The 14,207-nt window shown below is 63.2% G+C and carries 13 protein-coding genes; 8 read left to right on the top strand and 5 right to left on the bottom strand.

Going from position 1 to position 14,207, the window contains the following annotated elements; all coding sequences use genetic code 11:
• Positions 1 to 464: 464 nt before the first annotated feature.
• The 4 genes from U0177_RS12640 (at position 465) to U0177_RS12625 (ending at position 3,413) form a co-directional block, all read left to right on the top strand.
• A complete protein-coding gene (locus U0177_RS12640) occupies positions 465 to 854 on the top strand; it encodes a VOC family protein (protein ID WP_409570995.1) in 390 nt (129 codons plus the stop codon).
• Positions 855 to 1,299: 445 nt separating this feature from the next.
• Positions 1,300 to 2,235, top strand: a complete 936-nt coding sequence (locus U0177_RS12635; protein ID WP_409570994.1) for a GNAT family N-acetyltransferase — start codon at positions 1,300 to 1,302, stop codon at positions 2,233 to 2,235.
• 139 nt (positions 2,236 to 2,374) lie between these two features.
• Entirely contained in the window at positions 2,375 to 2,731 is a 357-nt protein-coding gene (locus U0177_RS12630) for a VOC family protein (protein WP_409570993.1), read from the top strand.
• 253 nt (positions 2,732 to 2,984) lie between these two features.
• Complete coding sequence (locus U0177_RS12625; protein WP_409570992.1) at positions 2,985 to 3,413, top strand: DUF1801 domain-containing protein; 429 nt, start codon at positions 2,985 to 2,987, stop codon at positions 3,411 to 3,413.
• A gap of 73 nt (positions 3,414 to 3,486) precedes the next feature.
• On the opposite strand, the gene U0177_RS12620 is transcribed toward U0177_RS12625, so the two are convergent.
• Positions 3,487 to 5,802, bottom strand: a complete 2,316-nt coding sequence (locus tag U0177_RS12620; RefSeq protein ID WP_409570991.1) for a hypothetical protein — start codon at positions 5,800 to 5,802, stop codon at positions 3,487 to 3,489.
• A gap of 437 nt (positions 5,803 to 6,239) precedes the next feature.
• On the opposite strand from U0177_RS12620, the gene U0177_RS12615 reads away from it, so the two are divergent.
• The 4 genes from U0177_RS12615 to U0177_RS12600 all read left to right on the top strand — a co-directional run bounded on the left by U0177_RS12615 (position 6,240) and on the right by U0177_RS12600 (position 10,457).
• The gene (locus U0177_RS12615; protein ID WP_409570990.1) at positions 6,240 to 7,043 is read left to right on the top strand and encodes an N-acyl homoserine lactonase family protein; all 804 of its coding nucleotides are present in this window, start codon (positions 6,240 to 6,242) and stop codon (positions 7,041 to 7,043) included.
• A gap of 4 nt (positions 7,044 to 7,047) precedes the next feature.
• Positions 7,048 to 7,761, top strand: a complete 714-nt coding sequence (locus tag U0177_RS12610; RefSeq protein ID WP_409570989.1) for a Type 1 glutamine amidotransferase-like domain-containing protein — start codon at positions 7,048 to 7,050, stop codon at positions 7,759 to 7,761.
• 116 nt (positions 7,762 to 7,877) lie between these two features.
• Positions 7,878 to 8,453, top strand: a complete 576-nt coding sequence (locus U0177_RS12605) for a cysteine hydrolase family protein (protein ID WP_409570988.1) — start codon at positions 7,878 to 7,880, stop codon at positions 8,451 to 8,453.
• Positions 8,454 to 8,525: 72 nt separating this feature from the next.
• Positions 8,526 to 10,457: a glycoside hydrolase family 127 protein gene (locus tag U0177_RS12600; RefSeq protein WP_409570987.1), complete on the top strand. Its 1,932-nt coding sequence runs from the start codon at positions 8,526 to 8,528 to the stop codon at positions 10,455 to 10,457.
• A 32-nt stretch (positions 10,458 to 10,489) separates the two neighbouring features.
• Here U0177_RS12600 and U0177_RS12595 read toward each other — a convergent pair whose 3' ends face one another.
• From U0177_RS12595 to U0177_RS12580, 4 genes are all read right to left on the bottom strand, one after another.
• Positions 10,490 to 11,191 carry a hypothetical protein gene (locus tag U0177_RS12595; RefSeq protein ID WP_409570986.1) on the bottom strand — a complete coding sequence of 234 codons (702 nt, stop codon included), beginning with the start codon at positions 11,189 to 11,191 and terminating at the stop codon, positions 10,490 to 10,492.
• A gap of 427 nt (positions 11,192 to 11,618) precedes the next feature.
• Positions 11,619 to 12,422: a sigma-70 family RNA polymerase sigma factor gene (locus U0177_RS12590; protein WP_409570985.1), complete on the bottom strand. Its 804-nt coding sequence runs from the start codon at positions 12,420 to 12,422 to the stop codon at positions 11,619 to 11,621.
• A 254-nt stretch (positions 12,423 to 12,676) separates the two neighbouring features.
• A complete protein-coding gene (locus tag U0177_RS12585; RefSeq protein ID WP_409570984.1) occupies positions 12,677 to 13,345 on the bottom strand; it encodes an anti-sigma factor in 669 nt (222 codons plus the stop codon).
• Positions 13,317 to 14,102 carry an RNA polymerase sigma factor gene (locus U0177_RS12580; protein ID WP_409570983.1) on the bottom strand — a complete coding sequence of 262 codons (786 nt, stop codon included), beginning with the start codon at positions 14,100 to 14,102 and terminating at the stop codon, positions 13,317 to 13,319. Before U0177_RS12580 ends, U0177_RS12585 begins: the two co-directional genes overlap by 29 nt.
• Positions 14,103 to 14,207 lie beyond the last annotated feature (105 nt).

Here is a 14,207-nt window from a genome sequence, read left to right as displayed (position 1 = left end):
CCGAACAAACGCGTGCAGCCAACGCCGCTAGGCGTCGAGCGAGATCGGGCCTTTTTGAAGCCATCTTAGGCTCTTTCTGATAATTCGAAATCGTGTAGACACTAGCCGTATTTTGCAGCCATTCTTATATCGAATTGCTTCTTGAAATGCCAATATCGCTGCTAATCTCAGGCTCTTTTTAATCCGAAACCGGATTGTCAGAAAGAGCCTATGCAGCGCGCTCGCGGCAACTGAACGCCAAAGTATTGGGCCGCTACCCTGGTATACGGTTATCCTACCGGTTAGCTGGTCAGCGAACGCCAACCGCCTGTGCTTACTGGTCGGACGTTTTGCAATCCGCTCGAACTATCCCGTATCTCCGCTTCGTGAGATGTTCCCAATGTATGTTACTATTCCAGCACTCGAATTGGTGCGGAGATTCTTGGGATTGTGTGTTGCGACACCCGGCAATTGAGGAGAGACGCATGCAGATCACACTCACAAGCATACTGGTCAACGATCAAGAGCAGGCCTTGCACTTCTATACCACGGTACTCGGCTTCGAAAAGAAGAATGACCTCCCCATGGGTACATTCCGCTGGCTCACCGTCTCCTCACCTGAAGGCGCATACGGTGTTGAGCTTGTGTTAGAGCCACTCGGTTTTCCGCCCGCGCTGCTCTACCAGAAAGCGCTGTTTGACGCTGGGATACCGGCCACAGCCTTCATATCCGCTGACATTGCTGCTGAATACCAGCGCCTCAAGGAGCGTGGGGTCACATTCCGTGGCGAACCGACGAGTATGGGTCCAATCACGGCAGTGTTGTTTGAAGACGGTTGTGGGAATTTGATCAACCTGGTGCAGCCAGGAGCCTAACTCATACCAACTCCGTTTGATTACTTGTGTTTTCTTGTGCGGCGCCCGGCACGCCGGGCTCCTACAGAAAAGAAATTTGGGGGCGGCTTCGCCGCCCCCAACCCCCCACCAAAGTGTAAGTCATCAAGCGAATTTGGTATCACATTCGGGGAACACCCAGCTCTGCTGTCATGCACCTTCCTGGAAAATCATCGGCTGCGGGCGAACACGCGCTGCACCCGGCCGCTTCGCGCGCGAGATCCTAGCGATTTCACCAATCAGGTGCGGCGCGCTCGCGGCAGCTGATGCGCAATCGTTGATCCGCAAGGCAATCACGAATCAAGCAACAAATGAACGGCTAGTCCGGTCGCTCGATCTTGTAGGCAGCGATGCCACGCTCTCGCATGGCACCTAATTCGCTTCGGCCTCGACGCGTTCGACTATGTATCCGGGGGTATATACAACCATGAACATACAGGCGCGCCCGTATCGCGATCTCGCCGATCTTGCCTCCATGCGATACCTAGTTATGGTCGGACGCCAGGCCACTATTCCCGCTTCGTACATGCACCCCGGCTATTTGGACTGGGCAACGCACTACCCGCCCGCTGACCAGGCCATCCATCACAACTTGCGCGTATGGGAAGACGCCGATGTAGATCCGCCAACTCTCGTGGCGTGGGCGATTTTTGCGCATAACGAGGGGAGTTTTGATCTGTTTGTACATCCCACCCTGCATGGCACGCCGCTGCACGAGCGCATCATGGATGAGTATGTGGCGTGGGCTGAGACACGCGCTCGTGCCGTTGGCCTGAACAAGCTTTGGCCATTCTGGGCGATGGACTACGACACGGTTTTGATACGGCTGCTGCAGGCGCGTGGCTTTGTTGCCGGCCCCATTGGTCTGCCGGCTCCGCTTTTCGAACGGACACTCGACGAGCTGCCCACGATTCAGCTGCCAGAAGGCTTTACTGTACAGGGGGTACGCAATCGGGAAGATGGCCGGCTGCGGGCGCAAGCGACCCACGGCGCATTCCATCCCAACGACGATTGGGAGGCATACGCGGCGGAGTATGCGCGCTTTATGGACTCTGCCGTGTATGACGGTGCGCGAGATCTGTTTGTGCGCTCACCCGATGGGCACGGCGCGTCAGCGTGTACGATCTGGTTCGATGCAGTGAATGGCGTGGGCCTGTTTGAGCCGGTGGGTACGCATCCGGATTTTCAGGGCCGGGATCTGGGCAAGGCTGTAATGGCCGAAGGGCTGCGCTGCATGAAAGCTGCCGGCATGCGACAGGCGGTCGTCGGTTTTGATCCGAGCAATCGATCCGCGCTTGCACTCTATACGTCGATGGGGTTTCGAGCATCATCATATTTTACCTTTCCTCAAAAAGAAGTCTGATAAGGTAGTACTTCGCTTTCTTTTGTGCTGAGATGCTGGCGCTTTGCGCCAACATCTCAGCACCATTCTGAAACAGTACCGCTCTGCCGAAGGCAAAAACGCGCACCGCGTAACTCGTGTGAAGAACGAAGGAGAGAAGATGCCAAATACATTTCACAGCGTTATTCCAGAGCTTGCTGTGCCTGATGTCATCGCCACGCTCAACTGGTATCGCGATGTTCTTGGCTACAGTATTGAGGGCCAAACAGAAGACTATTTTGGCTCGGTTCTTCGAGGGCGTGTAAACTTCTACATCCGTAAATCCGATGCATCCTTTCCCGCCAGCTATTCTGTCTTCGTCGACGAGGTTGACGAATTGTGCCAATCATTTCAAGACCGTGGCGCAACCATTGTCGAGCAGCCCGAAGATAAGCCTTGGGGGTACCGGCAATTCACGCTCGAAGACCTGAATGGCTACCGCTTCCATTATTTTCGGTTTTCAGACGGTGTGGAGTAAAAAAGCGCTTCGGATAGCAACAGCGCGTCTTTGTGCCTTTGTGGCTAGCGATAAAAGAAAGGAATTTTTGCAAGATGTCAAGGGAGCCCAGGTAACGCGCAGGGCTCGTGCAATGTCTTTCGACCCCTCCCCCTATCCCCCTACCCTGACAGGGGAGGGGGTAACACATCTGGCTGTGATGTCGCGAGCGGCCCATTCCGGCCGCTGTCGGTACATGGGCTGGTGGCCATATATTGGAGGAACGGAGCGACCCGTGGATGTACACACGCAGATTAGCGACTATCTGGCCGCCCAGCCGGAGCGCAAGCGCGGCGACATGCAGGCACTGCACGACATGATCGTGAGGCTGATGCCCGGCGGCCGGCTGTGGTTTCTGGATGGCAAGGACGAGGCCGGCCGAACGGTCTCCAACCCGAACATCGGGTATGGCCTCCTGGCCAGAGTCTACGCCGATGGGCGCACGCGCGAGTTCTATCAGATCGGCCTGAGCGCCAACACAACCGGGATCTCGGTCTACATCATGGGGCTCGACGACAAGACATACCTGGCCGAGACCTACGGCGCTGCGCTCGGCAAGGCGAGCGTGACCGGGTACTGCATCAAGTTCAGCACGCTGCGCAACATCAACCTCGCCGTGCTCGAGGCGGCGATCCGCGACGGGGTTGCGCGCACCAGCGCGTGACGATTCGCGCTGTGCCTATTCACGCCTGTCTGTAGCTGTGTGCGGTTTTCCCGCGCTCCGCTTCGCCTGCCGACTACCTCGGGCGGTACACCACCGTGAAGCCGATCTGCTCCACCTCGGCGTAGCGCCGCTCGATCGCAGCGCGCATCTGGTCGGTCCAGCGATCGCGATCGAGCGGCAGGCCCGGGAACTTAAAGATCAGAATCAGCGCGTACTCCTGGCGCTCGATCGCCTCGAGCAGCGGCGCCTGGTTCCACTTGCCCACTCGGGCGAGCTGCGTCAGCTCGAACGGCTGGAACAGCAGCGGCCGCCCGGCGAGCACCAGCTGGCCGATATCCTCATCGGCCAGCACCGGCCCGTCGGCGGCGCGGATGCGCTCCCCGACGAGCGCCATGTCGGCGCGCGAGTCGAGCCGGAACTGCGAGAAAAGCTGGTAGCTCAGGCCTGGCAGCAGCAGAAAGACCTGCAGCGCCAGCGCCAGCATCAGCGCGTGGCGGATGCGCGGGGCGCGGCGCAGCCAGGCCAGCGCCGCGCCGGCGGCCAAGCTCATTGCCGCGCAGAACTCCAGCAGGTAGTTGATATTTGACCCGACCTTGCCGATCGTCAGGCCCGAGAGCGCCGCGCCCACCGCGTAAGGCAGCAGCAGCCGCCAGGAGCGCTCCCGCGCCGCCAGCAGCGCAAACAGCGCGGTGATCAGCACGAGGATCGGCATAAACATCCCCAGCTCGCCGAGGTACTGCCGGAGCAGCTCGCCCTTCACCTCGTTGACGTTGGCGGTGACGATGTTGAAGAAGAAGCCCCCGCCGGTCGCGAGGTTCAGCAGCACGAACAGGCCCAGGCCAAGGCCGGCCACCAGCCCGGCCAGCGCGAGCGCCTGCCGCCGCAGCCGCTGCATCCACAGCCACACGAACGCCGCCAGCGGCGCGGCCAGCCCGTAGGATTGGCGCGCGTACACGGCGGCCACCAGCAGCAGCGCCACCGCCACGAGCGCCAGCGCGGGCCGCCCCCGCCGATCAGCGTGCGGTCGAGCTTCCTCTGCGCCGCCGGCGGGAGCGGCGAAGAAGCGCACCGTTAGCCACAGCGCCGCCAGGCTAAGACACAGCGCCAGCGCGTCGACGCGGTACAGCGGCCCCCAGTAGCGAGTGTACGGCAGCGCCAGCAGCGTGAGCCCGCCGACCAGCGCGGCCAGGCGGTCGCCCGTCAGCGCGCGCAGGATCAGGCCGGCGAACAGCGCCGCGCCGATCATCGCCAGCCACGAGAGCAGCCGGCCATACCAGAAGGCCGGGCCAAACAGCCAGGCCAGCGGCACCTGAGCGAGCAGGTAAAGCGGCGGATAGTTGGCGATCGTGAAAGGCGCCAGCTGCAGGTCGGCCCGGTAGATGCTCTGGCCGTGAGCTAGCCGCATCGTCTGGTCGAGCAGCGGCGCCTCACCGTAGTCCAGCGCGTAGGGGAAAGCCAGCACCCGCCAGCCCTCGGCCGCAAACACATATGCGCTGAGCGCCAGCACTACCAGCAGCACCCGCGCTGGGCCGCTCAGATCCAGCCAGGCCTGCTGCAGCCGCCGCAGCCGCCGCGAGCTGGCGCGCCGATCTGCCGGCGCATCCGCGCCGGCCGCAAGCTGGCGCTGCAGCGCCAGCGCGAGCAGCGCCAGCGGCCCGCTGACGATCAGCGCGGCCGCCAGGGCCACCACCACGCCAAAGCCAATGTTGCCAAACAGCGAGAGCGCAATTGGCGCAGCACGGTACTTGCTCGCGCTGGTAAAGCCGACGGCGGAAAGAAACCCATTCCAGCCGGCGATGAACCCGATCAGCCCAGCCGCCGCCAGGGCCGGCGCGGCCAGCGGCAGGATCGTGCGGCCGTAGATCCGGAGCGGCAACTGGCTGGCGGCGTCGGCTTCCGCCACCTGTGCGCCGGCAAGATCGCGGAAGCCTGCGGCTAGCAGCGCCACCGTCAGCGGCAGCGTCAGAAGCACGTAGGGAACAATCAGCGGCCAGGGCGTAGTGTACAGCTGCCGATCGCCGCACGCCCCAGCAGACACCTCGCACGAATTGCTGAACAGCAGGTGCAGCGCGCCGATCAGCGCAATCTGCGGCAGCGCGACCAGCGCCAGCGCCGCGTAGCGCATCCCCCGGCCGCGAGCTTCTGGCCGCCCCAGCGCATACGCGGCGGCAGCGCCGAGCAGCAGCGTGAGCGCCACCGCTGCGGCGCTTACGCGCAGCAAGCTGCTCAGCCCGGCCGCAAAGCCTGAACTGCTCAAAACCGCCAGGCTGTTGGCCATCCAATAAGCCGGGATCAGCACGTAGCAGAGCGTGAGCAGCGCGGCCAGCCAGAGCCAGCCAGGCCTGCGGGCGAGCATACTGGTGGATTGGCGCTGTGATTGTGGGGCCATACCTTCCTGCTATCCTCCTCTGCCCACTGCGCTGGGCTGTTGCGAAACAACCAGATCCCGGCCAGCCGCGCCAATACCGGCAAAGCGCGGCGCGGCGCGCGCAAGGCTCACCGCGCGAATGGCGCAGCACGGCGTATCGCTCTCGTCACCAGGTTTGAGCTTAGGCCCATAGCATACCATACCTGTCGCGCCGGAGATTCGGCGCTGGAGCCAGTGCTCGTGCAACGTCTTTCGAGCCCTCCCCCTACCCCCTCCCCTGACAGAGGAGGGGGTGACACATCTGGCTGTGTGCGGCCGCGGCGGCGACCGCACCACACAGCCAACAATAATCCGCCTCTCCCACATGCGGGAGACGGGGAAAGGGGGCGAGGGCCGACTTTGCACCAGCCCTGAAACAATTAGCACAGATGAACTATTCTACGCAATGGCATGGTATAATGGCAGCCCATACCAAAATTTGCCTGATCTCCCGTAGTTGTGCGGCGGCTGTTTCGGTGGCCAGCACATCCGCCAGATCATTGTGGGGGGAAATAACCATGAGCCAGAATGCTCCGCAGCGCCTTTATCTCATGCAGGTTGGATCCATGCCGGAATACCAGATTCCAATTGTGTGCTACCTGGTGCAGACGGGCGACGGCAAGAACATCCTGATTGACAGCGGTCTACCGGAGATCATGCCCGAAGAGGAAACAGAGTTCGAGAATGGGCGCGACGTTATCGAGCAGCTGGCCAGCATTGGCGTAACACCGGGCGATATTGATACCGTCATCTCGACGCACTACGATATCGACCATGCCGGAAGGCACGCGGCATTCACGAAGGCGCGCTATATTGTGCAGCGCGTGCATCACGCGGATGCGGCGAGCAACCCGCGCTTTGCCGCCAATCGCCCCCAGTGGGATCAGCCAATCGAGCGCATCCGGCTGGTCGACGGCGACACGGAGCTGCTGCCGGGGCTGGAGCTGATAGAGACGAGCGGGCATGTGCCGGGGCATCAGTCGGTGCTGGTGCGGCTGCCTAACACCGGCGCGGTGTTGCTGCCGATCGACGCAGTGCCCTTCGCCGAGGGCTTTACCCGCGACGAGCAGGGCGACGAAGGCAACCCAAACGCCGAGGACACCCGCGCCAGCACGATCAAGCTGCTTGATCTGGTCGAGCGCGAGCATATCGGGCTAGTGATTTTCGGCCACGACGCGGAGCAGTGGGAAACGCTCAAAAAAGCGCCTGAGTTTTACGAATAAAAGCATGGCACAAGGCAAATTACTGCTCACCTCGTCCGGCATCACCAACGATCACATCCAATCCGCCCTTGCCGATCTCCTTGGCAAGCCGATCAGCGAGGCAAGCGCGCTATTCGTTCCCACAGCAATCTACGCGTACCCTCAGGGCATACAGCACGCCTGGCAACTGATGAAAGGGCCGGGCGAATTAGGCTGGAAAGCATTGGGCGTGCTGGAGTTAACGGCCTTGCCCAGCCTACCGCAAGAGCTTTGGCTCCCGCAGATCGAGGCAGTGGACGCCATCTTCGTCGGCGGGGGCAACAAGTTCTATCTCAGCTATTGGATGCAGCAGTCCGGGCTGTTTGGCATATTGCCTCGGCTCATCGCCCAAGGCAAGCTCTATATCGGCGCCAGCGCCGGAAGCATGCTCGTCACGCCCGGGCTTAACTTCAATCGCGACCAGCTTCAAAACACCGGCGTCTACTTCGACGATGAATTTGACGAAAGCATGCCGTCGCACGCCGGCAGCGCCGAGACGCTCGGCCTGGTGAATTTTGGCATCCGCCCGCATCTGGAGGCCGGCTATTTTCCCCAAGCAACTGTAGAGGCTGCCGAAAAATGGGCAGCAAAAGCTGAGTACCCGCTCTATGCGCTGGACGATCAGTCGGCCTTGAAAGTTGTCGATGGCAACGTCGCAGTGGTTTCTCAGGGGAAGTGGAAATTCTTCGGCAAGCCGTAACGATAGGACTCTGGAGAGCGGCGCCTCTCAGCGCAGGCGCATCCAATACGCGCCTGCAGCCTTGCAGGCAGGCTCTCACGTTCTCCTACTCCCAAGCTGCTCCAAAGGAGGAAGCAATGGCAACAGTCCGCGAAGGCAACAAAGCCGCACTGGTGGTGGTCGACGTGCAGGTGGGCGTCATGCGCGAGGCGTGGGATGCCCCACGCGTCATCGGAAACGTCGCTCGCGCTGTGGAGCGTGCCCGCGCTGAACACGTTCCGGTGATTTGGGTGCAGCACGCCGACGACGAGCTGCCCGCCGAAAGCCCGCAGTGGCAGTGGGTGCCGGAGCTTGTGCCAGCTGAAGGCGAGCCGCGCGTCCACAAGCAGTTTAATTCGTCGTTTGAACAGACCAACCTGCAGAGCGAGCTGGCAACGCTGGGTGTCTCGCACGTTGTGCTTGCCGGGGCTGCGACCAACTGGTGCATTCGCGCCACAGCCTATGGCGCGCTCGAGCGCGGTTACGACGTCACCCTGCTGAGCGACGCGCACACGACCGAGACGATCCAGCTTCAAAGCGGCGAGGCGATCGAAGCGGCAGATGTCATTCGAGAGCTCAACATCGCCATGCAATGGCTTGCGTATCCGGGGCGGAAGAACGGCACCGCACCTGCCGAACACGTCAACTTCGCGATCCCCGGCGGCGCGCAATAGGCGTATAATATCGCTCTGCCAAAGGCTGAACGCGCCAGCTGCGTAAGTCGTAGAATGTACGAAGGTGCAACCATGACCCACCCCTCTGAACCAACCGCGCCGCGCCAGCTGTACGCCCCGCTGCCGCTGCCGGCGGTTTCGTTCGACGATCAGTTCTGGGCGCCGCGCCGGCGCGTCAACCGCGATCGTACGCTCCCGCATATCTACGCCCAGTGCGCCGCCACCGGCCGCATCGACGCGTTTCGGCGCGACTGGCAGCCCGCGCCCGAGCACGCCCAGCGCAACGGCCGCTGGCAGGGCTCGGCGGTGATGTTCTGGGACTCCGACGTGGCCAAGTGGATCGAGGCCGCCGCCTACAGCCTGGCCACCGACCCCGACCCGCAGCTCGACGCACAGCTCGACGCGCTGATCGCGACGATCGCCGGGATCCAGCAGCCCGACGGCTACCTGAACACATGGTTCACGCACATCGACCCGGCCGGGCGCTGGAGCAACCTGCGCGACTGGCACGAGCTGTACTGCGCTGGCCACCTGATCGAGGCCGCAGTGGCGCACTACGAGGCCACCGGCAAGCGCGCGCTGCTCGACGTGCTCTGCCGCTACGCCGACTACATCGGCGCGACGTTTGGCGCCGCGCCGGGCCAGCGCCGCGGCTACTGCGGCCACCCCGAGATCGAGCTGGCGCTGATCCGCCTGGCGCAGGCCACCGGCGAGCCGCGCTACATGGCGCTGAGCCGCTACTTCGTGAACGAGCGCGGCCGCCAGCCGCACTACTTCGACCAGGAGGCGCTGGCGCGCGGCGCCGACCCGGCCGAGTTCTGGGCCGGCTCGCACGAGTACAACCAGTCGCACCTGCCCGTGCGCGAGCAGCACGAGGCGGTGGGCCACGCCGTGCGCGCGATGTACCTCTACAGCGCCATGGCCGACCTCGCCGCGATCGACGGCGACGCGGCGCTGGGCGACGCCTGCGCGCGGCTGTGGCGCCACCTCACCGGCCGGCGCATGTACGTGATGGGCGGCATCGGCACGTCGGGCACAAACGAGGGCTTCACCAGCGACTACGACCTGCCGAACGAGAGCGCCTACGCCGAGACGTGCGCGGCGATCGGGCTGATCTTCTGGGCCAGGCGCATGCTGCAGCTCGGGCTCGACCGCCGCTACGCCGATGTGCTCGAGCTGGCGCTGTACAACGCGGCGCTCAGCGGCGTATCGCTCGGCGGCGACGCCTTTTTCTACGAGAACCCGCTCGCCAGCCGCGGCCGCCACCATCGCGAGCCGTGGTTCAGCTGCCCGTGCTGCCCGCCCAACCTGGCGCGCTTGGTCGCCTCGCTGGGCGCGTATGCCTATGCCCAGGGCGAGAGCGAGGCCGTGGTGCACCTGTACGCCCAGGGCAGCGCGCAGTTTCATTTCGGCGGCGCGCCAGTGACATTGCAGGTGCAAACCGACTACCCATGGGATGGGCGCGTGGTTGTGCGCGTGGCTGCGGCGCAGCCTGTGCGCTTCGCGCTGCGGCTGCGGCTGCCGGGCTGGTGCGCCGCGCCGCAAGTCGCGCTGAACGGCGGCCCACTCAACGCCCCCGCCGAGCACGGCTACCTGCGCATCGAGCGGGAGTGGCGCAATGGCGACGAGGTGGCGCTCGAGCTGCCCATGCCGATCGAGCGGCTGTACGCCGACCCGCGCATCGCCGCCGACTTGGGGTGCGTGGCGCTGCGGCGTGGGCCGCTGCTGTACTGCATCGAGCAGGCCGACCACGCCGTGCCGATCGAGCGGATTGTGCTGCCCGACACGGCCGAGCTGAGCCAGGCGTTTCACGCCGAGCTGCTGGGCGGCGTCGCGGTGATCAGCGGCGCCGCGCTTGCTGCCAGCCACGAGGGGTGGGACGAAGGGCTATACCGCGCCGAGCGCCCAGCGCTGCGGCCATGCGCGCTTACGGCGATACCGTACTACGCCTGGGATCACCGGGCGCCCGGCGCAATGCGCGTGTGGCTGCCGTCGGCGCCGTAGCCCGCTTTGCGGCAGAAGTGGCGGCGCTCGTGTCAGGAGAAAAACAGCTGTATATCGGCGCGATCCGGCGCATCCAGCAGATCGGCCGGCAGCGGCGCCAGCACCGCCTGGCCCCCGCTGAACACACCGTGCAGGCACAGCTCGCCACAGCGCAGCTCGACCACACCGGCGCTGGCGGGGTCGAGCTGCACAACCACGCGGAGCCCCGCGTCGTCGCCGGCATCCAGCACAATCGTACACAGGCGCGGCAGATCAGCGCCTATCACCGCGTCGAAGAGCACGTGCTGGTCGTCGGCGCCACGCGCCGCCAGCAGAGGCACCGTGCGGCGCTGCAGCAGCTCGTGCACCAGCGACCCTTCCAGCCGTATCGGCGCCAGCGTGGCCAGATCGCGCGGCTGCGCGTCGAGCAGCTCCAGCGTGAGCTGGTATGTCTCGCTGCATCTAGGGCACAGCCACAGGTGCCACCAGACGGCCGGGTACTCGCTGGCGGCGGATGGGTTGGCGCGCACAACATCGATGAACGCGGCAAGGTCGGCCAGGCACTCGGCGCAGCTGGCGGGCGGCACGCCATCTGGTTGCGTTTCGGCCATCAGCAACAGCAAGATCGCACGGCAGCTGCGGCATGTGTTCAAGTGTTGTAGCAGCGTGACGTTCGGCACGCCAAGGGCCGGCTCAAACAACACCGCCCTCAGCTCAACCAGCGCATCGTCGCACTCGCGTATCTTGGTTATCATACTGGCTGCAACCTCTACTTACGAACAAATTCAACTTCCGCCAAAGCGATAAATCATATCATACTATTAGAGGCTAAACGGAGAATTTTATTCACTTCTTGCAAAATCGTCGGATACCAGACTGATGGTATAAGATTCTCAGATAAAACGACTTACACGGCGGCCTGCGTCATGAGCTTATTCCGCCTGCGGCAGCAAGGTACTTTCTGATGCCTGTGTTCATATTTTGTCGGTTGGTGCCAAAATATGAGTACCATACACGAAAAGCACCGCTCTGCCAAAGGCAAAAAGCGCCGACCGCGCCGATCATGTTAATAACGTCCGTTGCACAGCGTGCAACATCGCCAATTACACAGTGCGTTAAAAAAGAAAAGCCCCACTCCATACGGAATGGGGCAAACGCGCGGGCCAGGTGTATCCAGCAGCGCTAGCCTTCTTCATCCGACAAGCCGGCTTCATCGCTGAACCACTCTAGCAGCTTGGGATGTTGGCGTAGCAGTGTAACTGCCCGCTGCAGCAAGGCATGTATGCGTGCCTGGCTGAGAGTAAACTGTTCGCCGATCTCGCGCAAAGTCCGATCTTCAAAGACGTTCAAAACAAAGATCGGCCGCAGGCGCGCATCGGGGTGCTCGCTGAGTACGCGCTCGACGGCTGCCCTGAGCATACGATCGAGGGTATTGTCCTCGATCGACGGCGCTGGATGGAAGGCGTCATACGCCGAATTGCCCTGCTCGATCTGCTGTTCGAGCGAGACAATGTCGCTTTGACCGCCGCGCTTCTTGGTGCCTTGCCTACGGTAGTAGTGCGTGATATGATTGCTGACGATCGCAAAGATCCAGGTATGGAGCCGGCTGGCATAGCGAAATTGCGCGAGATTCTCGAAGATATTGGTAAGCACGGTTTGTGCCAGCTCATCGATCACAGTAGCGCTATCTTCGTACCCATACGCTGAGCCGATCTTGAGCTTCAGCAGCTCTCGTACGCGGTCGGAAAGATCCGCCCACACGATGTTGTAGCTTGGGTCGGATTGGTTGAGCAGCGCCTGTACCTGCCGATGGTCGAGATGATAGTTCTGCAACTTCGCCCGCCGTTGCTTCTCAGGCATGCCGGCGTCGGAACCCATTGCTCGGGCATACCTTTCTAGATCGGCGTCGGGCAATCGCCAGGCCGGATCCTGGTTCAGCAATCGCGCCAGTGCCAGCCAACGCCCCAATTCGGTGTCATCGAGCATGTAACCACCTACCACCTCTCAGTAGAAAGCCATACACTCACTCCGCACCGCACATATACTTCTGGGAAGGTACCATACATCATAGCGTATATCGGCGATAAGCACAAGCCTTTTTAGACCAATAGTATTGGCCTATTCAAACAATGTACCGTCAATAGTACGCTGCACAACTATCTCTGTAAGAATATAATGAATATATGCACAAACAATTCGCCGTCCGCCCAGCGCTGTAGTTTGCAGGCCGCAACGCCGCACTACGCATCGCTCGGCTGAGGCTCGCAGGTAACCCGCAGCAGCTGGCCGTCGGCAAGCGCGAGGCCGGCGAACCGCGCGATGCCCTGCTCGTCGGTTGTGGCGGCGCGGGTTTCGGCGCCTGCGGCCACGCGCACCTCCCAGCGCGCCGCGCCGGCCTCGCCCACCGACACAATCAGGTCGGGCGCGGCGCCAGCGCCAAGCGCCAGCGAGAGCGTGAACAGTGGCGCGCCGCTGACCTCGGGCAGCGTATCGGCGAACAGGCTCGCGCTGCTGAGCGTTCCGGGCTGCGGCAACATCACCGGCAGCTCAAGCTCGAAGGCGCGCCGCAGCCTGCCCAGCACGCGCAGCACCAGGCCGCCAGCCTGCCGCGCCGGCGCAAGCAAACCCGGCGGCGCGGGCAGCGGCGTGGCGGGCTCGGCATCGCCGAGCATCTGCTCCAGATCGGCCGCCAGCTCGGTGTACAGCGCCATACAGTCGGCGCATGTATCGAGGTGCCGCAGCAGCGCAGCATACTGTGGCAGCGTATCGACATCGACGCCAGCTGCTTCGGCGTCGACAAGATCGGGCAGCAGCGCCCGCGCCTGCTCGCAATCGAGGTCGTCGGGCGTATCGAGGGCGCGCAGCAGGCGCGCGGCGGCTTCATTCGAGTTCGGGGGTTGAGCGGTCATGATCGTCAGCTCCTGGGCCAGGCGCATCGAGGTCCTCGCGCCCGGCCAGATCGCGCAGCAGCGCGAGGAATTCGGGATCCTGGCGCACGCGCTCGAGCGCGCGATGTTTGGCGAGCCGTGTGCGGTGGAGCGGCAGGCCCAGATCGCGCGCCACGTCGCGCGGCTTCTCGCCTAATAATACCACCCGCGCCAGCGTCTCGCGCTCGAGCGGGTTGGGCAGCAGCGCCTCTAGTCGATCGCGCAGCAGCTCCGCGATCACGCGCCGCTCGATCTCGGCCGCGATATCGCGCGCGTCGGCCGGCTCGGCATCGCTTTCAGCAGCAGCATAGGGCTGCGCGGCGCTGGACTCCCGCAGCTCGCGCGCCACGCTGCGAAATACCTGCAACACCCAGGTGAGCAGGCTGGCAGGCGACTTCAGTGTATCCAGCTTGAGCAGCACCCGCGCGATTGTCTCCTGCGCCAGGTCTTCGGCCTCGTCGGACGGGTAATCGCGCCGCGCCTTGCCTATGCATATGCGCCACAGCTGGCTCGCCGCGCGCTCATCACGCTGGCGCAGCCCCTCGTACAGCGCCGCGCCATAGGCCCGCCAGACGCACACTGTGGCCAGCTGCTGCTGCGCCGAGCTTGCACCAATTATGTCGGCCTCAGCCAGCGCACGCTCGAATAGCGCTGTCTCTTCTTCGAGCAGCGCCCAACCATAGCGTTGCGACAGCCGCAGCCACGCGGCCTGTACCTCAGCAATACTGAGCTGCGGCACAGCGTGATCCTTTCCTGACAATGCTGCCAGGCAATGGTACCACACGATCAAAGGCGGCGTCAATGGTTGGCATGGATCTCGCGGTGCCCGTACCACGACACCAAC

This window comes from Kouleothrix sp. (assembly GCF_046328425.1).
Lineage (GTDB): Bacteria > Chloroflexota > Chloroflexia > Chloroflexales > Roseiflexaceae > Kouleothrix.
Note: the sequence above shows the minus strand (reverse complement) of the source record. Positions and strands in the feature narration are given on the sequence as shown.

Coding starts and splice junctions, on each gene's coding strand:
- U0177_RS12640 (WP_409570995.1), top strand. CDS start 465: ATGCAGATCACACTCACAAGCATACTGGTCAACGATCAAGAGCAGGCC.
- U0177_RS12600 (WP_409570987.1), top strand. CDS start 8,526: ATGACCCACCCCTCTGAACCAACCGCGCCGCGCCAGCTGTACGCCCCG.
- U0177_RS12585 (WP_409570984.1), bottom strand. CDS start 13,345: ATGACCGCTCAACCCCCGAACTCGAATGAAGCCGCCGCGCGCCTGCTG.
- U0177_RS12630 (WP_409570993.1), top strand. CDS start 2,375: ATGCCAAATACATTTCACAGCGTTATTCCAGAGCTTGCTGTGCCTGAT.
- U0177_RS12620 (WP_409570991.1), bottom strand. CDS start 5,802: ATGGCCCCACAATCACAGCGCCAATCCACCAGTATGCTCGCCCGCAGG.
- U0177_RS12635 (WP_409570994.1), top strand. CDS start 1,300: ATGAACATACAGGCGCGCCCGTATCGCGATCTCGCCGATCTTGCCTCC.
- U0177_RS12610 (WP_409570989.1), top strand. CDS start 7,048: ATGGCACAAGGCAAATTACTGCTCACCTCGTCCGGCATCACCAACGAT.
- U0177_RS12595 (WP_409570986.1), bottom strand. CDS start 11,191: ATGATAACCAAGATACGCGAGTGCGACGATGCGCTGGTTGAGCTGAGG.
- U0177_RS12590 (WP_409570985.1), bottom strand. CDS start 12,422: ATGCTCGATGACACCGAATTGGGGCGTTGGCTGGCACTGGCGCGATTG.
- U0177_RS12615 (WP_409570990.1), top strand. CDS start 6,240: ATGGCAGCCCATACCAAAATTTGCCTGATCTCCCGTAGTTGTGCGGCG.
- U0177_RS12605 (WP_409570988.1), top strand. CDS start 7,878: ATGGCAACAGTCCGCGAAGGCAACAAAGCCGCACTGGTGGTGGTCGAC.